Annotated in this window: 14 protein-coding genes; 13 read left to right on the top strand and 1 reads right to left on the bottom strand. The window is 69.0% G+C overall.

The features are described from left to right. Positions 1–123: 123 nt before the first annotated feature. From arc to prcA, 6 genes are all read left to right on the top strand, one after another. Positions 124–1,890, top strand: coding sequence for a proteasome ATPase (gene arc / locus ABZX85_RS23795; RefSeq protein ID WP_355872006.1), 1,767 nt, complete (start codon positions 124–126; stop codon positions 1,888–1,890). Between the two features lie 254 nt (positions 1,891–2,144). After that, positions 2,145–3,656, top strand: a complete 1,512-nt coding sequence (gene dop / locus ABZX85_RS23790) for a depupylase/deamidase Dop (protein WP_355872003.1) — start codon at positions 2,145–2,147, stop codon at positions 3,654–3,656. Positions 3,657–3,811: 155 nt separating this feature from the next. Continuing rightward, positions 3,812–4,030, top strand: coding sequence for a ubiquitin-like protein Pup (locus ABZX85_RS23785; protein ID WP_319726287.1), 219 nt, complete (start codon positions 3,812–3,814; stop codon positions 4,028–4,030). Positions 4,031–4,073: 43 nt separating this feature from the next. Then, positions 4,074–4,676 (top strand): endonuclease domain-containing protein, encoded by a 603-nt coding sequence (locus tag ABZX85_RS23780; protein WP_355872000.1) that lies wholly within the window; start codon positions 4,074–4,076, stop codon positions 4,674–4,676. Further along, entirely contained in the window at positions 4,628–5,473 is an 846-nt protein-coding gene (prcB, locus tag ABZX85_RS23775; RefSeq protein ID WP_355871998.1) for a proteasome subunit beta, read from the top strand. The genes ABZX85_RS23780 and prcB overlap by 49 nt, the downstream gene beginning before the upstream one ends. A gap of 73 nt (positions 5,474–5,546) precedes the next feature. Then, complete coding sequence (gene prcA, locus ABZX85_RS23770; protein ID WP_355871995.1) at positions 5,547–6,320, top strand: proteasome subunit alpha; 774 nt, start codon at positions 5,547–5,549, stop codon at positions 6,318–6,320. 61 nt (positions 6,321–6,381) lie between these two features. Here prcA and ABZX85_RS23765 read toward each other — a convergent pair whose 3' ends face one another. After that, positions 6,382–7,398: a LacI family DNA-binding transcriptional regulator gene (locus ABZX85_RS23765; protein WP_355871992.1), complete on the bottom strand. Its 1,017-nt coding sequence runs from the start codon at positions 7,396–7,398 to the stop codon at positions 6,382–6,384. Positions 7,399–7,525: 127 nt separating this feature from the next. On the opposite strand from ABZX85_RS23765, the gene ABZX85_RS23760 reads away from it, so the two are divergent. The 7 genes from ABZX85_RS23760 (at position 7,526) to ABZX85_RS23730 (ending at position 14,188) form a co-directional block, all read left to right on the top strand. Further along, the gene (locus ABZX85_RS23760; RefSeq protein ID WP_355871989.1) at positions 7,526–8,794 is read left to right on the top strand and encodes an MFS transporter; all 1,269 of its coding nucleotides are present in this window, start codon (positions 7,526–7,528) and stop codon (positions 8,792–8,794) included. A 9-nt stretch (positions 8,795–8,803) separates the two neighbouring features. After that, positions 8,804–10,165, top strand: a complete 1,362-nt coding sequence (pafA, locus tag ABZX85_RS23755) for a Pup--protein ligase (protein WP_007499792.1) — start codon at positions 8,804–8,806, stop codon at positions 10,163–10,165. A gap of 127 nt (positions 10,166–10,292) precedes the next feature. Continuing rightward, complete coding sequence (locus tag ABZX85_RS23750) at positions 10,293–11,300, top strand: FKBP-type peptidyl-prolyl cis-trans isomerase (protein WP_355871985.1); 1,008 nt, start codon at positions 10,293–10,295, stop codon at positions 11,298–11,300. A gap of 80 nt (positions 11,301–11,380) precedes the next feature. Further along, complete coding sequence (locus ABZX85_RS23745; protein WP_355871983.1) at positions 11,381–11,752, top strand: FKBP-type peptidyl-prolyl cis-trans isomerase; 372 nt, start codon at positions 11,381–11,383, stop codon at positions 11,750–11,752. Between the two features lie 129 nt (positions 11,753–11,881). Further along, complete coding sequence (locus tag ABZX85_RS23740) at positions 11,882–12,883, top strand: WYL domain-containing protein (RefSeq protein WP_355871980.1); 1,002 nt, start codon at positions 11,882–11,884, stop codon at positions 12,881–12,883. A gap of 16 nt (positions 12,884–12,899) precedes the next feature. Continuing rightward, entirely contained in the window at positions 12,900–13,892 is a 993-nt protein-coding gene (locus tag ABZX85_RS23735) for a WYL domain-containing protein (RefSeq protein WP_355871977.1), read from the top strand. Further along, complete coding sequence (locus tag ABZX85_RS23730) at positions 13,889–14,188, top strand: hypothetical protein (RefSeq protein ID WP_355871975.1); 300 nt, start codon at positions 13,889–13,891, stop codon at positions 14,186–14,188. The genes ABZX85_RS23735 and ABZX85_RS23730 overlap by 4 nt, the downstream gene beginning before the upstream one ends. The last annotated feature ends 8 nt before the right edge of the window (positions 14,189–14,196 follow it).

Genomic DNA, 14,196 nt, shown 5'->3' with positions numbered 1-14,196 from the left:
AGGGAGAGCGCAAGGGTGAAGATCGGACACACCCCGACCGTCTTTGTGATCTAGGGGTTTCAACCGACACCCACCCAGGTAGGGTCTGGAAGCGTCCAGCTCCCCATGGAGGAGGTGAGGACCGTGGCAGCCCACGACGACGACATGAACCGCGGCATCCGCCCGGGACGAGGGTCCGACGACCCGTCCGGGCAGATTGCCTACCTTGAGCAGGAGATCGCCGTCCTGCGCCGCAAGCTCGCCGACTCTCCGCGGCACACGAGGATTCTCGAAGAGCGGATCGTCGAGCTACAGACCAACCTGGCCGGCGTGTCCGCCCAGAACGAACGACTCGCCAACACGCTCCGCGAGGCCCGCGACCAGATCGTCGCCCTCAAGGAGGAGGTCGACCGGCTCGCCCAACCCCCGGCCGGCTTCGGAGTCTTCCTCCAGGCCACCGAGGACGGCACCGCCGACATCTTCACCGGAGGCCGCAAACTCCGCGTGAACGTCAGCCCGAGCGTCGACCTCGACGACCTCAGGCGCGGCCAGGAAGTGATGCTCAACGAAGCACTCAACGTGGTCGAGGCCATGGAGTACGAGAGCGTCGGCGACATCGTCACCCTCAAGGAGATCCTGGAGGACGGCGAACGCGCCCTCGTCCAGGGCCACACCGACGAGGAGAGGGTCGTACGACTCGCCGAGCCCCTGCTCGACGTCACCATCCGGCCCGGCGACGCCCTCCTCCTCGAACCCCGCTCCGGCTACGTCTACGAGATCGTGCCCAAGAGCGAGGTCGAGGAACTCGTCCTCGAAGAAGTCCCCGACATCGGCTACGAACAGATCGGCGGCCTCGGCGGACAGATCGAGGCCATCCGCGACGCGGTCGAACTGCCCTACCTGTACCCGGACCTCTTCAAGGAGCACGAACTCCGCCCGCCCAAGGGCGTCCTGCTCTACGGCCCCCCCGGATGCGGCAAGACGCTCATCGCCAAAGCCGTCGCCAACTCGCTGGCCAAAAAGGTCGCCGAAGTCACCGGCCAGGCCCAGGGCAAGAGCTTCTTCCTCAACATCAAGGGCCCCGAACTCCTCAACAAATACGTCGGCGAGACCGAGCGGCAGATCCGCCTCGTCTTCCAGCGAGCCCGCGAGAAGGCCAGCGAAGGCACCCCCGTCATCGTCTTCTTCGACGAGATGGAATCGCTGTTCCGCACCCGCGGCTCCGGCGTCAGCTCGGACGTGGAGAACACCATCGTCCCCCAGCTCCTCGCCGAGATCGACGGCGTCGAGGGCCTCCAGAACGTGGTCGTGATCGGCGCCTCCAACCGCGAGGACATGATCGACCCCGCCATCCTGCGCCCCGGCCGCCTCGACGTGAAGATCAAGATCGAACGCCCCGACGCCGAGGCCGCCAAGGACATCTTCGGCAAATACCTCACCGAACGCCTCCCCCTGCACGCCGACGACCTCGGCGAACACGGCGGCAGCAAGACGGTCACCGTCGACAGCATGATCCAGACCGCCGTCGAGCACATGTACGCCGAATCCGAGGAAAACCGCTTCCTCGAAGTCACCTACGCCAACGGAGACAAAGAAGTCCTCTACTTCAAGGACTTCAACTCCGGCGCCATGATCGAGAACATCGTCGGCCGCGCCAAGAAAATGGCGATCAAGGACTTCCTCGACAAGGAACAGAAGGGCCTGCGCGTCTCCCACCTCCTCCAGGCATGCGTGGACGAGTTCAAGGAGAACGAGGACCTCCCCAACACCACCAACCCCGACGACTGGGCCCGCATCTCCGGAAAGAAGGGCGAACGGATCGTCTACATCCGCACCCTCATCACCGGAAAGCAGGGCGCCGACACCGGACGCTCCATCGACACGGTGGCGAACACCGGACAGTACCTGTAAAGAAGACAGGGCGGCTGCGGGTGCCCCCGGGCACTCGCAGCCGCCCCGTTTTATCCACCCGCACAACGAACAATCCGGCCAACAAGCCGGAACCATGCAATGACGCAAATGATCTCCCCGCCGGCGCGCAGGCGTTCTAGGCTCTTTCGTACCGCCGAGTCGCACAGTGCGGGGACGGGCACCGCACACGCACCGAGGCACCAGCGGTACTTGAGCGACGCCCACCACGGGCGCCGCCGGGCAAGGAGGGCCGCATGACCGTACGGCGAGTAATGGGCATCGAGACGGAGTACGGCATCTCCGTCCCCGGCCACCCCAACGCCAATGCCATGCTCACCTCGTCCCAGATCGTCAACGCCTACGCCGCGGCGATGCACCGGGCCCGCCGGGCCCGCTGGGACTTCGAGGAGGAGAACCCCCTGCGCGACGCCCGGGGCTTCGACCTCGCCCGCGAAGCCGCCGACGCCAGCCAGCTCACCGACGAGGACATCGGCCTCGCCAACGTCATCCTCACCAACGGCGCCCGCCTCTACGTCGACCACGCCCACCCCGAATACAGCTCGCCCGAAGTCACCAACCCCCGCGACGCCGTCCTCTGGGACAAGGCCGGCGAACGCATCATGGCCGAAGCCGCCGAACGAGCCGCCCAGCTCCCCGGCGCCCAGCCCATCCACCTCTACAAGAACAACACCGACAACAAGGGCGCCTCCTACGGCACGCACGAGAACTACCTGATGAAGCGCGAGACCGCCTTCTCGGACATCGTGCGCCACCTCACGCCCTTCTTCGTCTCCCGTCAGGTCTTCACCGGCGCCGGACGCGTCGGCATCGGCCAGGACGGCCACGAACACGGCTTCCAGATCAGCCAGCGCGCCGACTACTTCGAAGTCGAGGTCGGCCTGGAGACCACCCTCAAACGGCCCATCATCAACACCCGCGACGAACCCCACGCCGACGCGGAGAAATACCGCCGCCTCCACGTCATCATCGGCGACGCGAACCTCTCCGAGATCTCCACCTACCTCAAACTCGGCACCACCGCGCTCGTCCTCTCGATGATCGAGGACGGCTTCATCGCCGTCGACCTCGCCGTCGACCAGCCCGTCCGCACCCTCCACCAGGTCTCCCACGACCCCAGCCTCCAGCGCCTCGTCACCCTCCGCAGCGGACGCACGCTCACCGCCGTACAACTCCAGATGGAGTACTACGAGCTGTCCCGCAAATACGTCGAGGAACGCTACGGCGCCGACGCCGACGAGCAGACCAAGGACGTCCTCGCCCGCTGGGAGGACACCCTCACCCGGCTGGAGAACGACCCCATGAGCCTCGCCGGGGAGCTCGACTGGGTCGCCAAGAAGGAGCTCATGGAGGGCTACCGGCGCCGGGACGACCTCGACTGGGACGCCGCGCGGCTGCACCTCGTCGACCTCCAGTACGCCGACGTACGGGCCGAGAAGGGGCTCTACAACCGGCTGGTGCAGCGCGGGCGGATGAAGCGGCTGCTGGACGAGGCGGAGGTCGAGCGGGCCAAGTCGGAGCCGCCGGAGGACACCCGGGCGTACTTCCGGGGCCGCTGCCTCGACCAGTACGCCGACGACGTCGCCGCCGCCTCCTGGGACTCGGTCATCTTCGACCTCCCCGGGCGCGACAGCCTCCAGCGTGTCCCAACCCTGGAACCACTACGCGGAACGCGAAATCACGTCAAGGAGCTGCTGGACCGGTGCCGGACCGCGGAAGACCTGGTCCGGGTGCTGTCCGGCGGCTGAACACAAGATCCCCGGAGACGGGTGGAAACCCCCTCCTCCGGGAATCATCGAGGTGGCCCCCGCGCGTTGTACCAACTGCGGGGCCGATGTCGGACCCGGATTGTAGGGTCTGATCACACTGGCATATCGGGCGAAACTGAGCGGGGTGAAGGTTCATGGCGACCAAGGACACCGGCGGCGGCCAGCAGAAGGCGACCCGGACGAACGAAGAGGCCGAGGAGCAGGCGGCGGAGACGTCGGGCTCGGAAGACCTCAAGGAACGACACGAGAAGCTGAGCGACGACGTCGACTCGGTTTTGGATGAAATCGACGACGTACTTGAGGAGAATGCAGAGGACTTCGTTCGTGGATTTGTTCAGAAAGGTGGGGAATAGTCCGAATTGACCTTCGAATCGAAGGTGACGGGGGTCGAAGGTTATGGACGAATCCAACGCGAAGCACTGCTCGGGTTGCGGGCGGGATCTGCCGCTCAAGTCGTTCGCGAAGGACAAGAACCGGCGGGACGGCCTTCAGGCCCGGTGCCGGGAGTGCGTGGCCGAGTATGGTGCCGCGCACTACCGGCGCCGTCGGGAGGCCATGGGTAAGAAGGTGTGGGAGAAGGCTGACGTCCCGGCGGGTCACAAGCTCTGTCGGACCTGCGGGGAGTACAAGCCGCACAGCGATTTCCACCGGCACCGGAAGTCGTCGGACGGCCTGGCCGGCCGATGTAAGCCGTGCCGGGCGATCGAAGGGCGGCAGCGTCACCTCAAGCGCAACTACAACCTCACCGAAGCCCAGCGCGACGAGATGATCGCGGAGCAGAAAGGGCTCTGTGTCATCTGCCTGAAAGCCCCCGCCGTTCATGTGGATCACTGCCATGAGACGGGTAGGGTCCGTGGCGTACTGTGCTTCAACTGCAATTCGGCCATCGGCAAGTTGGGGGACGACCCCGATGCGGTTCGTCGGGCGGCCGCCTACCTGGAAGGAATCTCGTGGAAGCCAACACTCGTGGCACCGGGCGTCTACCAGCTGCCTTCCTGACGCCCGGGTCCTCCTCGTTCATGGATTTCCTGTCGGCGCATCAGCCGCAACTGCTCCCGGGGAACAGGCAGTTGCCCCAGGTTCAGGGCGTGATCGAGGCCCCGCACGGGACGACGATCGTCGCGGTGACGTTCCAGGGCGGGGTGATCCTCGCGGGTGACCGCCGCGCGACGATGGGGAACATGATCGCCCAGCGGGACATCGAGAAGGTGTTCCCGGCGGACGAGTACTCGGCGGTCGGGATCGCCGGCACGGCGGGCCTCGCCGTGGAGATGGTGAAGCTGTTCCAGCTGGAGCTGGAGCACTTCGAGAAGGTGGAGGGCGCCCAGCTCTCGCTGGAGGGCAAGGCGAACCGCCTGTCGACGATGATCAGGTCGAACCTGGGCATGGCGATGCAGGGCCTCGCGGTCGTCCCGCTGTTCGCCGGTTTCGACGTGGACCGCGCGAAGGGCCGCATCTTCAGCTACGACGTGACGGGCGGCCGTTCCGAGGAGCACAACTACTCGGCGGTCGGCTCGGGTTCGATCTTCGCGCGGGGCGCGCTGAAGAAGCTGTTCCGTGACGGTCTGTCGGAGTCCGAGGCGACGACGCTGGTGGTGCAGGCGCTGTACGACGCGGCGGACGACGACTCGGCGACGGGCGGTCCGGACGTGGCGCGCCGGATCTATCCGATCGTCACGGTCATCACCGACGAGGGTTTCCGCCGGCTGACGGACGCGGAGGCCGCCGACATCGCGCGTTCGGTGCTGGAGAGGCGGCTGGAGCAGCCGGACGGCCCGCGGGCCGCGCTGCTGTAGCGGTGGATCTCCGTTTCTTGTCAGTGATCGAGTGACCCTCTCAGAGTCAGAATCAGAAAAGGACGGGTAACCGGTGTCGACGCCGTTCTATGTGTCTCCCCAGCAGGCGATGGCGGACCGCGCGGAGTACGCCCGTAAGGGCATCGCGCGGGGCCGGAGTCTGGTCGTCTTGCAGTATGCCGACGGCATCGTGTTCGTCGGCGAGAATCCGTCGCGCGCGCTGCACAAGTTCAGCGAGATCTATGACCGGATCGGTTTCGCGGCGGCCGGTAAGTACAACGAGTACGAGAACCTGCGGATCGGTGGTGTGCGGTACGCGGATCTGCGTGGGTACACGTACGACCGGGACGATGTGACGGCCCGGGGGCTTGCGAACGTGTACGCGCAGACGCTGGGGACGATCTTCTCGTCGTCGGCGGAGAAGCCGTACGAGGTGGAGCTGGTGGTCGCGGAGGTCGGTGAGACGGTCGAGGGTGACCAGATCTACCGGTTGCCGCACGACGGTTCGATCGTGGACGAGCACGGCTCGGTCGCGGTGGGCGGGAACGCGGAGCTGATCAGCAACTATCTGGATCAGCGGCACCGTGACGGGATGAGTCTGGCGGAGGCGCTGAAGCTGGCGGTGCAGGCGTTGTCGCGGGAGGCGAACGGCACGCAGCGGGAGATTCCGGCCGAGCGTCTTGAGGTGGCGGTCCTGGACCGTACGCGTCCGCAGCAGCGGAAGTTCAAGCGGATCGTGGGTCCGCAGCTGTCGCGTCTGCTGGAGGCGGAGGGTCCGGCGACGGAGGCGGAGAGCGCCGAGGAGGCCGAGGGTTCCGCCGGTTCGGGGGATTCCGGCGAGGAGTAGTCGGCCTCTTTTTTCCCTGTACGTGCCCCGGCCGGGTTCTCCGGCTGGGGCACGGGGTGTTTCAGGGGCGGGGCGGCGGGGGTGCGGTGGAGCCGCGGACGACGAGGTGGACGGGGATGTCGCCCTGGTCGGGGGTGCGGCCGTCGAGGACGGCGAGGAGGGCGTGCATGCCGCGTTCGCCGAAGAGTTCGGCGTCGAGGCGGACGGTGGTGAGTTCGGGGTCGATGGCGGTGGCGAGGGCGAGGTCGTCGAGGCCGGTGACGGAGATGTCGTCGGGGACGCGCAGGCCGAGGCGGCGGAGGGCTTTGTAGGCGCCGGCGGCGAGTTTGTCGTCGTCGCAGACGACGGCGGTGGGGTGGGGGCCGTCGCGGAGGGCGTGGGTGACGGCGTGCCGGGCGTCTTCGATGGCCATGGGGGAGCGGGTGGTGCGCAGGGTGGTGCCGGGGACGGTGGTGAGGCGTTCGGCGAGGGTGTCGGCTCGGACCTGGAAGGTCCAGGAGGGGACGTCGGCGGCGAGGTGGAGGAAGTGGTGGTGGCCGAGGCCGAGGAGGTGGTCGGCGATCTGGCGGGTGCCGTCGGCGATGTCGAGGTTGACGGTGGCGGCGCCGAGGCTGCCGTGGGGGTCGCTGTCGAGCATGACGAGGGGGAGCTGGTCGCCGCGGATGGCGGTGAGGGCGTCGGCGGCCATGGAGGAGGCGATGACGCCGTCGAGGGCGGCCTGGGCGCTGGCGAAGGGGTTGCGGGCGGGGCCGATGCCTTCGGGGGAGGGGTAGAGGACGAGGCCGAAGCCGTGCTGGGCGGCGATGCGGGCGGCGCCGGTGTAGACGCCGGCGAAGAATTCGGTGGTGAGGGCGGGGACGACGAGGAGGATGGTGCGGGTGTGGCCGAGGCGGAGGTTGCGGGCGGCGAGGTTGGGGCGGTAGCCGAGGTCGTGGGCGGCTTGGCGGACGCGTTCGGCGGTGGGTTCGGAGACTCTGCCGCGCCATTTGTCGCCGAGGACGAGGGAGACGGCGGCCTGGGAGACTCCGGCGGCGTGGGCGACGTCGCGGCTCGTGGGGCGCGTGGTGTTGCGGGCCACCGTGGGTCTGCCTCCGCTGTGGGTCGTCGCCTCCTGGCGTTCCGGTCCCGGTCTGGACCGGTGGTCTGGGGTCATGGTACGTATGACCCTGGACGTTATACGTAACACGTGCACGGTGGGAGGCGGGATGGCCGGGGGACTGGCGGGGTACGCGGAGGTGGCGCGGACGCGGTACGCGCTGCGGCTGCTGGTCGGCACGCTGGTGGGCCGGCTGCCGTGCGCGACGGCGGCGATCGGGATCGTGCTGTTCACGCGCGCTGAGGGCGGCTCGTACGGCCTGGCGGGCGTGCTGGCGGCGGTGTACGGCGTGGCGAACGCGGTGGGCCAGCCGGTGCTGGGGCGGCTGGTGGATCTGCGCGGGCAGCCGCGTGTGCAGCTGCCGGCGGCGCTGGGCGCGGCGGCGGGGATGGCGGTGTTCGCCTGGAGCGGCCTGGAGCCCCTGTGGCTGGCCTGTGCGGCGGTGGTGGCCGCGGGGCTGCTGACGCCGCCGCTGGAGGGCGGTCTGCGGGCGCTGTGGCCGTCGGTGCTCAAGCGCGAGGACCAGGTGCACACGGCGTACGCGATGGACTCGGTGGCGCAGGAGGCGATGTTCACGGTCGGGCCGCTGCTGGTGACGGTGTGCGCGTCGGTGTGGTCGGAGCGGGCGGCGCTGCTGGTGATCAACGCGGTGGGGGTGGTGGGGGCGCTGTCGGTGGTGGTGTCGCCGCCGTCGCGTACGTGGCGGTCGGCGCCGCGTGAGGCGCACTGGCTGGGCGCGCTGCGGTCGCGTCCGCTGCTGGCGCTGCTGGGGGCGTGTGTGTTCATCGGGGTGGCGCTGGGGTCGATCACGGTGGCGTCGGTGCCGTACGCGGACGGTCACGGCGGGGACGCGGTGTACGGGTGGATGCTGGCGGCGCTGGGGCTGGGGGCGCTGGTGGGCGGGACGGTGTACGGGGCGCGGTCGTGGCCGGGGTCGCCGCAGCGGCGGCTGCGGGTGATCGTGGCGCTGCTGGCGGTGTGTTACGTGCCGTTGATGCTGCGGCCCGGCGCGGTGGCGATGGTGGCGTTGTCGGCGCTGGCGGGGGTGTTCCTGGCGCCGGCGATCACGTGTTCGTTCGTCCTGGTGGACCGGTACGCGCCGCGGGGGACGGTGACGGAGGCGTTCTCGTGGCTGGTGACGATGTTCACGGTGGGCCAGTCGGTGGGGACGGGGGTGACCGGGTCGGTGGTGGAGGCGGGCGGCACGCTGTGGGGGTTCGCGGTGCCGTCCGTCGCGGGTTTTGCCGCGCTGCTGGTTTTGCTGGCGACGAGGAGGGTAATGGAAGCGCCGGCTGTTCGCGCGGTGGTCGTGGTGTCGTCGGAAAATGATCTGAACCGTGCCGTCGAACCCCGTTTCAGTTCCGGCGATCGGGCGTAATGTTCAGTCATGGACCGCCGCATTTTCGGGCTGGAGAACGAGTACGGCGTCACGTGCACGTTCAGGGGACAGCGGCGTCTGTCTCCTGACGAGGTGGCGCGGTACCTCTTCCGCCGTGTCGTGTCATGGGGCCGCAGCAGCAATGTCTTTCTGCGGAACGGAGCCCGCCTCTATCTGGATGTGGGTTCGCACCCCGAATACGCGACACCCGAATGTGACAACGTGACCGAGCTGGTGACTCACGACAAGGCCGGCGAGCGCATTCTCGAAGGACTTCTGGTGGACGCGGAACGGCGCCTGCACGAGGAAGGAATCGCGGGCGACGTCTACCTCTTCAAGAACAACACGGACTCGGCCGGTAACTCCTACGGCTGCCACGAGAACTATCTGGTCGCGAGACACGGGGAGTTCTCCCGTCTCGCCGACATCCTGATCCCGTTCCTGGTGACGCGTCAGCTGCTGTGCGGGGCGGGCAAGGTGCTCCAGACCCCGCGGGGCGCTGTGTACTGCGTGAGCCAGCGCGCGGAGCACATCTGGGAGGGCGTCTCCTCGGCGACGACCCGGTCCCGGCCGATCATCAACACCCGTGACGAACCGCACGCGGACGCGGAGCGCTACCGCCGGCTGCATGTGATCGTGGGCGACTCGAACATGTCGGAGACGACGATGCTGCTGAAGGTCGGCGCGACCGACCTGGTGCTGCGGATGATCGAGGCGGGCACGGTCATGCGGGATCTGACGCTGGAGAACCCGATCCGGGCGATCCGTGAGGTCAGTCACGACATCACGGGCCGCCGCAAGGTGCGCCTGGCGAGCGGGCGGGAGGCGTCGGCGCTGGAGGTGCAGCGCGAGTACTACGAGAAGGCCGTCGACTTCTGCGAGCGGCGCGGTATCCGCACGGGGACGGTCGAGCAGGTCCTGGAGCTGTGGGGCCGGACGCTCGACGCGATCGAGGCGGAGGACCTGGACCGGATCGGGACCGAGATCGACTGGGTGATGAAGTACCAGCTGATCGAGCGGTACCGGGCCAAGCACAACATGACGATGTCGCATCCGCGGGTGGCGCAGATCGATCTCGCGTACCACGACATCCACCGTCGCCGGGGTCTGTACTACCTGCTGGAGCGCAAGGGGCAGGCGGCGCGGATCTGCAACGACCTGAAGATCTTCGAGGGCAAGTCGGTGCCCCCGCAGACCACTCGGGCCCGGTTGCGCGGTGACTTCATCCGGCGGGCGCAGGAGCAGCGCCGGGACTTCACGGTCGACTGGGTGCATCTGAAGCTGAACGACCAGGCGCAGCGGACGGTCCTGTGCAAGGACCCGTTCCGTTCGGTCGACGACCGGGTGGAGAAGCTGATCGCCGGGATGTGAGGGACACGTTCCGGTGACAGGCCGGAACGCAACACGGGCGCCGTACGTTTTCCGTACGGCGCCCTTTGCACGCCGTAGAGTTGCGCGCACGCCATCCACAAGATCGACCGATTACGAGGCTTCCACCGTGCGCCGACGCTCCCTCATCCTCGCCGCCGTCCCCGTGGGACTGGTCACGCTCGCCGGCTGTGGCGACGACAAGTCCGACTCGAAGAAGGCGAGCGACAGCGCGTCGCAGTCCGCCTCGGAGTCCCCGTCGGCAGCTCCGGCGCCGAAGATCGTGGACGGTCCGCTGCCGGCCGTGACGGCGGGTCAGAAGTTCGGTGAGAAGCCGACCGTGGCGAAGGGTTCCGGTTCGCCGTCGGACCAGCTCGCGGTGAAGACGCTGGTCGCGGGTGGTGGGAAGACGATCGCCGAGGGCGATTTCGTGTGGGCGCACTACCTGGGCCAGATCTGGGACACGGCGAAGGTGTTCGACAACTCCTACGACCGTAAGACCCCGTTGTTCATCCAGCTCGCGCAGGGCAGCATCATCGACGGCTGGCGGTACGCGCTGGCGGGGAAGAAGACGGGCAGCCGGGTGGAGTTCTCGGTGCCGCCGACCTGGGGGTACGGCTCGGCGGGCCAGTCGCAGGCGGGCATCAAGGGCACGGACACGCTGGTGTTCGTGGTGGACGTGCAGGACACGTTCAACGGCAAGTCCTCCGCGAAGGGCAAGGACGTCGCGCAGGACGACGCGGCGCTGCCGAAGGTCGGGACGAACACGGACGGCAAGGCGCCCTCGGTGGAGATCCCCAAGTCGGCCGCACCGAAGGAGCTGGTGGCGAACTACGTCATCGAGGGCGACGGCGCGGTGGTGAAGGCGGACAGCACGCTGGTCGTGCAGTACAAGGGCGTCGTGTGGGAGACCGGCAAGGAGTTCGACTCGTCGTACAAGCGTGACCAGCCGACGTCGTTCTCGCTCCAGCAGGTCGTCAAGGGCTGGGCGCAGGGGCTGACGGGCAAGAAGGTCGGCAGCCGCGTCGTCATCGTCGTCCCGCCGGCGCTGGGCTACGCCGACAACCCGCCGGCGGACAGCGGTATCGAGAAGACGTCGACGATGGTGTTCACGGTGGACATCCTCGCCTCTTCCTGACACCGCCTGGCTTCTTCAGGACGTGGCGCAAGATGTAAGACTGTGCGGGTTGCCTTTTTGTGAACGACCAGGAGTTTGACGTGAGCATCGAGAAGCCCGAGATCGACTTTCCCGAGGGTCAGCCGCCGGCGGACCTGGAGATCAAGGACATCTGGGAGGGTGACGGCGAGGTCGCGCAGGCCGGTCAGACCGTGACCGTGCACTACGTGGGCGTCACCTTCGCGACCGGCGAGGAGTTCGACGCGAGCTGGAACCGCGGCTCGGCCTTCAAGTTCCCGCTGGGTGCCGGCCGGGTCATCAAGGGCTGGGACCAGGGCGTGCAGGGCATGAAGGTCGGCGGTCGCCGTCAGCTGACCATCCCGCCGCACCTGGGCTACGGCGCCCAGAGCCCGACCCCGGCGATCCCCGCCGGCTCCACCCTGATCTTCGTGGTGGACCTGATCGCGGTCTGAGCGGCGCACGACCGGTAGCGACCGGGTGAGGCCCATGCCTGTACGGGCATGGGCCTCGGCTTTTGTCCGGGCGGCGCGGGGCGGTACGGTCATCCGTCGGAAGCACCATAGGAAAGGCGAAGGGCGTCGATGGCCATTGCCAAGGCCGAGCGGCTCATGAACCTGGCGCTGTGTCTGCTGGGGACGCGCAGACCGCTCAGCAAACGGGAGTTGCGGGAATCCATCGAGGCTTACGTCGAGACCGGTAGGTCGGGCGGGGGTGTGACCGGCAGGCCGGGTGAGGGTGCGGCGGGTGTGGACGACGCCTTCAACCGGATGTTCGAGCGCGACAAGGACGATCTGCGCGAACTCGGGCTGGTCATCGAGACGGTGGAGAACCTGGACGGCGAGGTCGGTTATCTGGCCCGCCGGGACAGCAACCGGCTGCCGCCGATCACCCTGGACGCGGAGGAGGCCGCCGCGTTGGGGCTCGCCGCGAAGGTGTGGCAGCAGGCGAGGCTGGCCGGCGCCGCGTCGGGCGCGCTCCAGAAGCTGCGTGCGGCCGGGCTGCCGGAGGACGTCGACCCGTACGAGGCGCACGGGGCCCTGGAGCCGCGTATCCCGGTGCACGAGGCGGCGTTCGAGCCGTTGATGCTGGCGTGCCGGGACCGTCGTCCGGTGGTCTTCGAGTACCGGAAGGCGACCGCCGCGCGGCCGGAGCCGCGGCATGTGGAGCCGTGGGCGCTGGAGTGCTGGCGCGGGCACTGGTATCTCGCCGGGTTCGACCGGGACCGGGGCGCGGAGCGGGTGTTCCGGCTGTCGCGGATCACCGGGCGGGTGCGGTCGCGGGGGACCGGGTACACCGTGCCGGTTCCGGACGTCGTCACCGTGCGGGAGACCGTGGCGGGCTGGGCCGGGGAGGGCGCGGACCGCAGTGCGGTGATCCGGCTGCGGGCCGGGGCCGGTTACCCCCTTCGGGCGAAAGCGACGGCGGTCCGGGAACTCGGGGACGGCTGGGACGAGTTGGAGATTCCGTACGGGCACGGTCTGGACGCCTGGCTGGTGGAGTTCGGGCCGGATGTCGTGGTCGTCGGGCCGGCCGAGCTGCGGGCGGACGTCGTGGACCGGCTGCGGGCCGTGGCCAAGGGCTGAGGGGGACGGGGAGAGCATGGCGGGCAAGCCGGTACGGCCGGTGAACGCGATCGACCAGACGCGGCGGATGCTGTCGCTGGTGACGTATCTGAGGGAGCGGCCCGGCGCGCGCGTCGAGGACGTGGCGCGGGCGTTCGGGATCAGCGAGGAGGAGCTTGTCGCCGACCTGGACGTGCTGCCGATGTGCGGGACGAGTTTCCGGGGCGGCGACCTCCTGGACATCGACACGGACGGCGAGCACATCTGGTGGCACAACCCCGACGATGTCGCGGAGCCGCTGCGGCTCGCGGCGGACGAGGCGACGGCGCTGCTGGTCGCCGCGCGCGCGGTCGCCACGCTGCCGGGGCTGCGCGAGGGCGACCGGCAGGCGCTGGTGCGGGCGACCGCGAAGGTGGAGGCGGCGGCCGGTGAGGCGGCCGGGGCGAGCGCGCGGCTGTCGGTGACGTTCGAGTCCGAGGGCGGGGTCTTCGCCGAGGTCGACCGGGCGATCGCCGAGCGGCGCCGGCTGTGGATGCGCTACTACTCGCCGGCCCGTGACGAGGTCACGGAGCGGGAGATCGACCCGATCCGCCTGGTCAGCGTGGGGCACACGTACGTCGAGGCGTGGTGCCGGCGCTCGGAGGCGCGGCGGACGTTCCGGCTGGACCGGGTCGCCGAGATCAAGATCCTCGACGAGCCGTCGGCGCCGCCCGAGGTGGAGCTGCGGGATCTGTCGCTGGGGCTCGTGCAGCCCGCCGCGGAGGACCCGGAGGTCGTCGTCGAGGTGGGGCCCGGGGGCCGCTGGGTCGCCGAGTACTACCCGCACGACAGCGCGGAGGAGCTGCCCGACGGGGGGCTGCGGATCACGCTGCGCACACCCGATCCGGCGTCCCTGCGGCGGCTCGCGCTGCGGCTGGGCGCCGACGGGCGGATCGTGGCGCCGCAGGACCTCGCGGACAGCGCCCGTGAGGCCGCGCGGGCGGCGCTGGCCGGGTACGACGAGGCCGGGACGAGGGGAGTGGCGGGGTGAGCGAGTCGTCCGGGGGGCCGGAGATGACGGTGGCGACCGCGTTCGCGGGTATGAAGGACGTGGGAATCGAGGCGGTCACGCCGGTCGTGTTCACCGCGGGGTGTCCTGAGTGCCGGGGGCGGTTCGAGCTGGAGGCGTCCGCGCTGATGCTCGCGATCGGGGGGAGCAGCAGGACGACGTTCTACTCGTTCACGTGCCCCGTGTGCGAGGAGACGGTGCGCAAGCCGGCGGGGGAGCGGATCGTGGGGCTGCTGGTGGAGGGCGGGGTGCGGACGCTGCGGTTGCAGGGGGCGTAGGGGTTCTC

This window comes from Streptomyces sp. NPDC004539, assembly GCF_040610055.1.
In the GTDB taxonomy this organism is placed as follows: Bacteria; Actinomycetota; Actinomycetes; order Streptomycetales; family Streptomycetaceae; genus Streptomyces.
Note: the sequence above shows the minus strand (reverse complement) of the source record. Positions and strands in the feature narration are given on the sequence as shown.

What these genes read in the sequence shown, in the direction of transcription:
- ABZX85_RS23760 (WP_355871989.1), top strand. Translation starts at nt 7,526, where the DNA reads ATGGCCGGGGGACTGGCGGGGTACGCGGAGGTGGCGCGGACGCGGTAC.
- ABZX85_RS23735 (WP_355871977.1), top strand. Translation starts at nt 12,900, where the DNA reads ATGGCGGGCAAGCCGGTACGGCCGGTGAACGCGATCGACCAGACGCGG.
- ABZX85_RS23740 (WP_355871980.1), top strand. Translation starts at nt 11,882, where the DNA reads ATGGCCATTGCCAAGGCCGAGCGGCTCATGAACCTGGCGCTGTGTCTG.
- dop (WP_355872003.1), top strand. Translation starts at nt 2,145, where the DNA reads ATGACCGTACGGCGAGTAATGGGCATCGAGACGGAGTACGGCATCTCC.
- pafA (WP_007499792.1), top strand. Translation starts at nt 8,804, where the DNA reads ATGGACCGCCGCATTTTCGGGCTGGAGAACGAGTACGGCGTCACGTGC.
- ABZX85_RS23785 (WP_319726287.1), top strand. Translation starts at nt 3,812, where the DNA reads ATGGCGACCAAGGACACCGGCGGCGGCCAGCAGAAGGCGACCCGGACG.
- ABZX85_RS23780 (WP_355872000.1), top strand. Translation starts at nt 4,074, where the DNA reads ATGGACGAATCCAACGCGAAGCACTGCTCGGGTTGCGGGCGGGATCTG.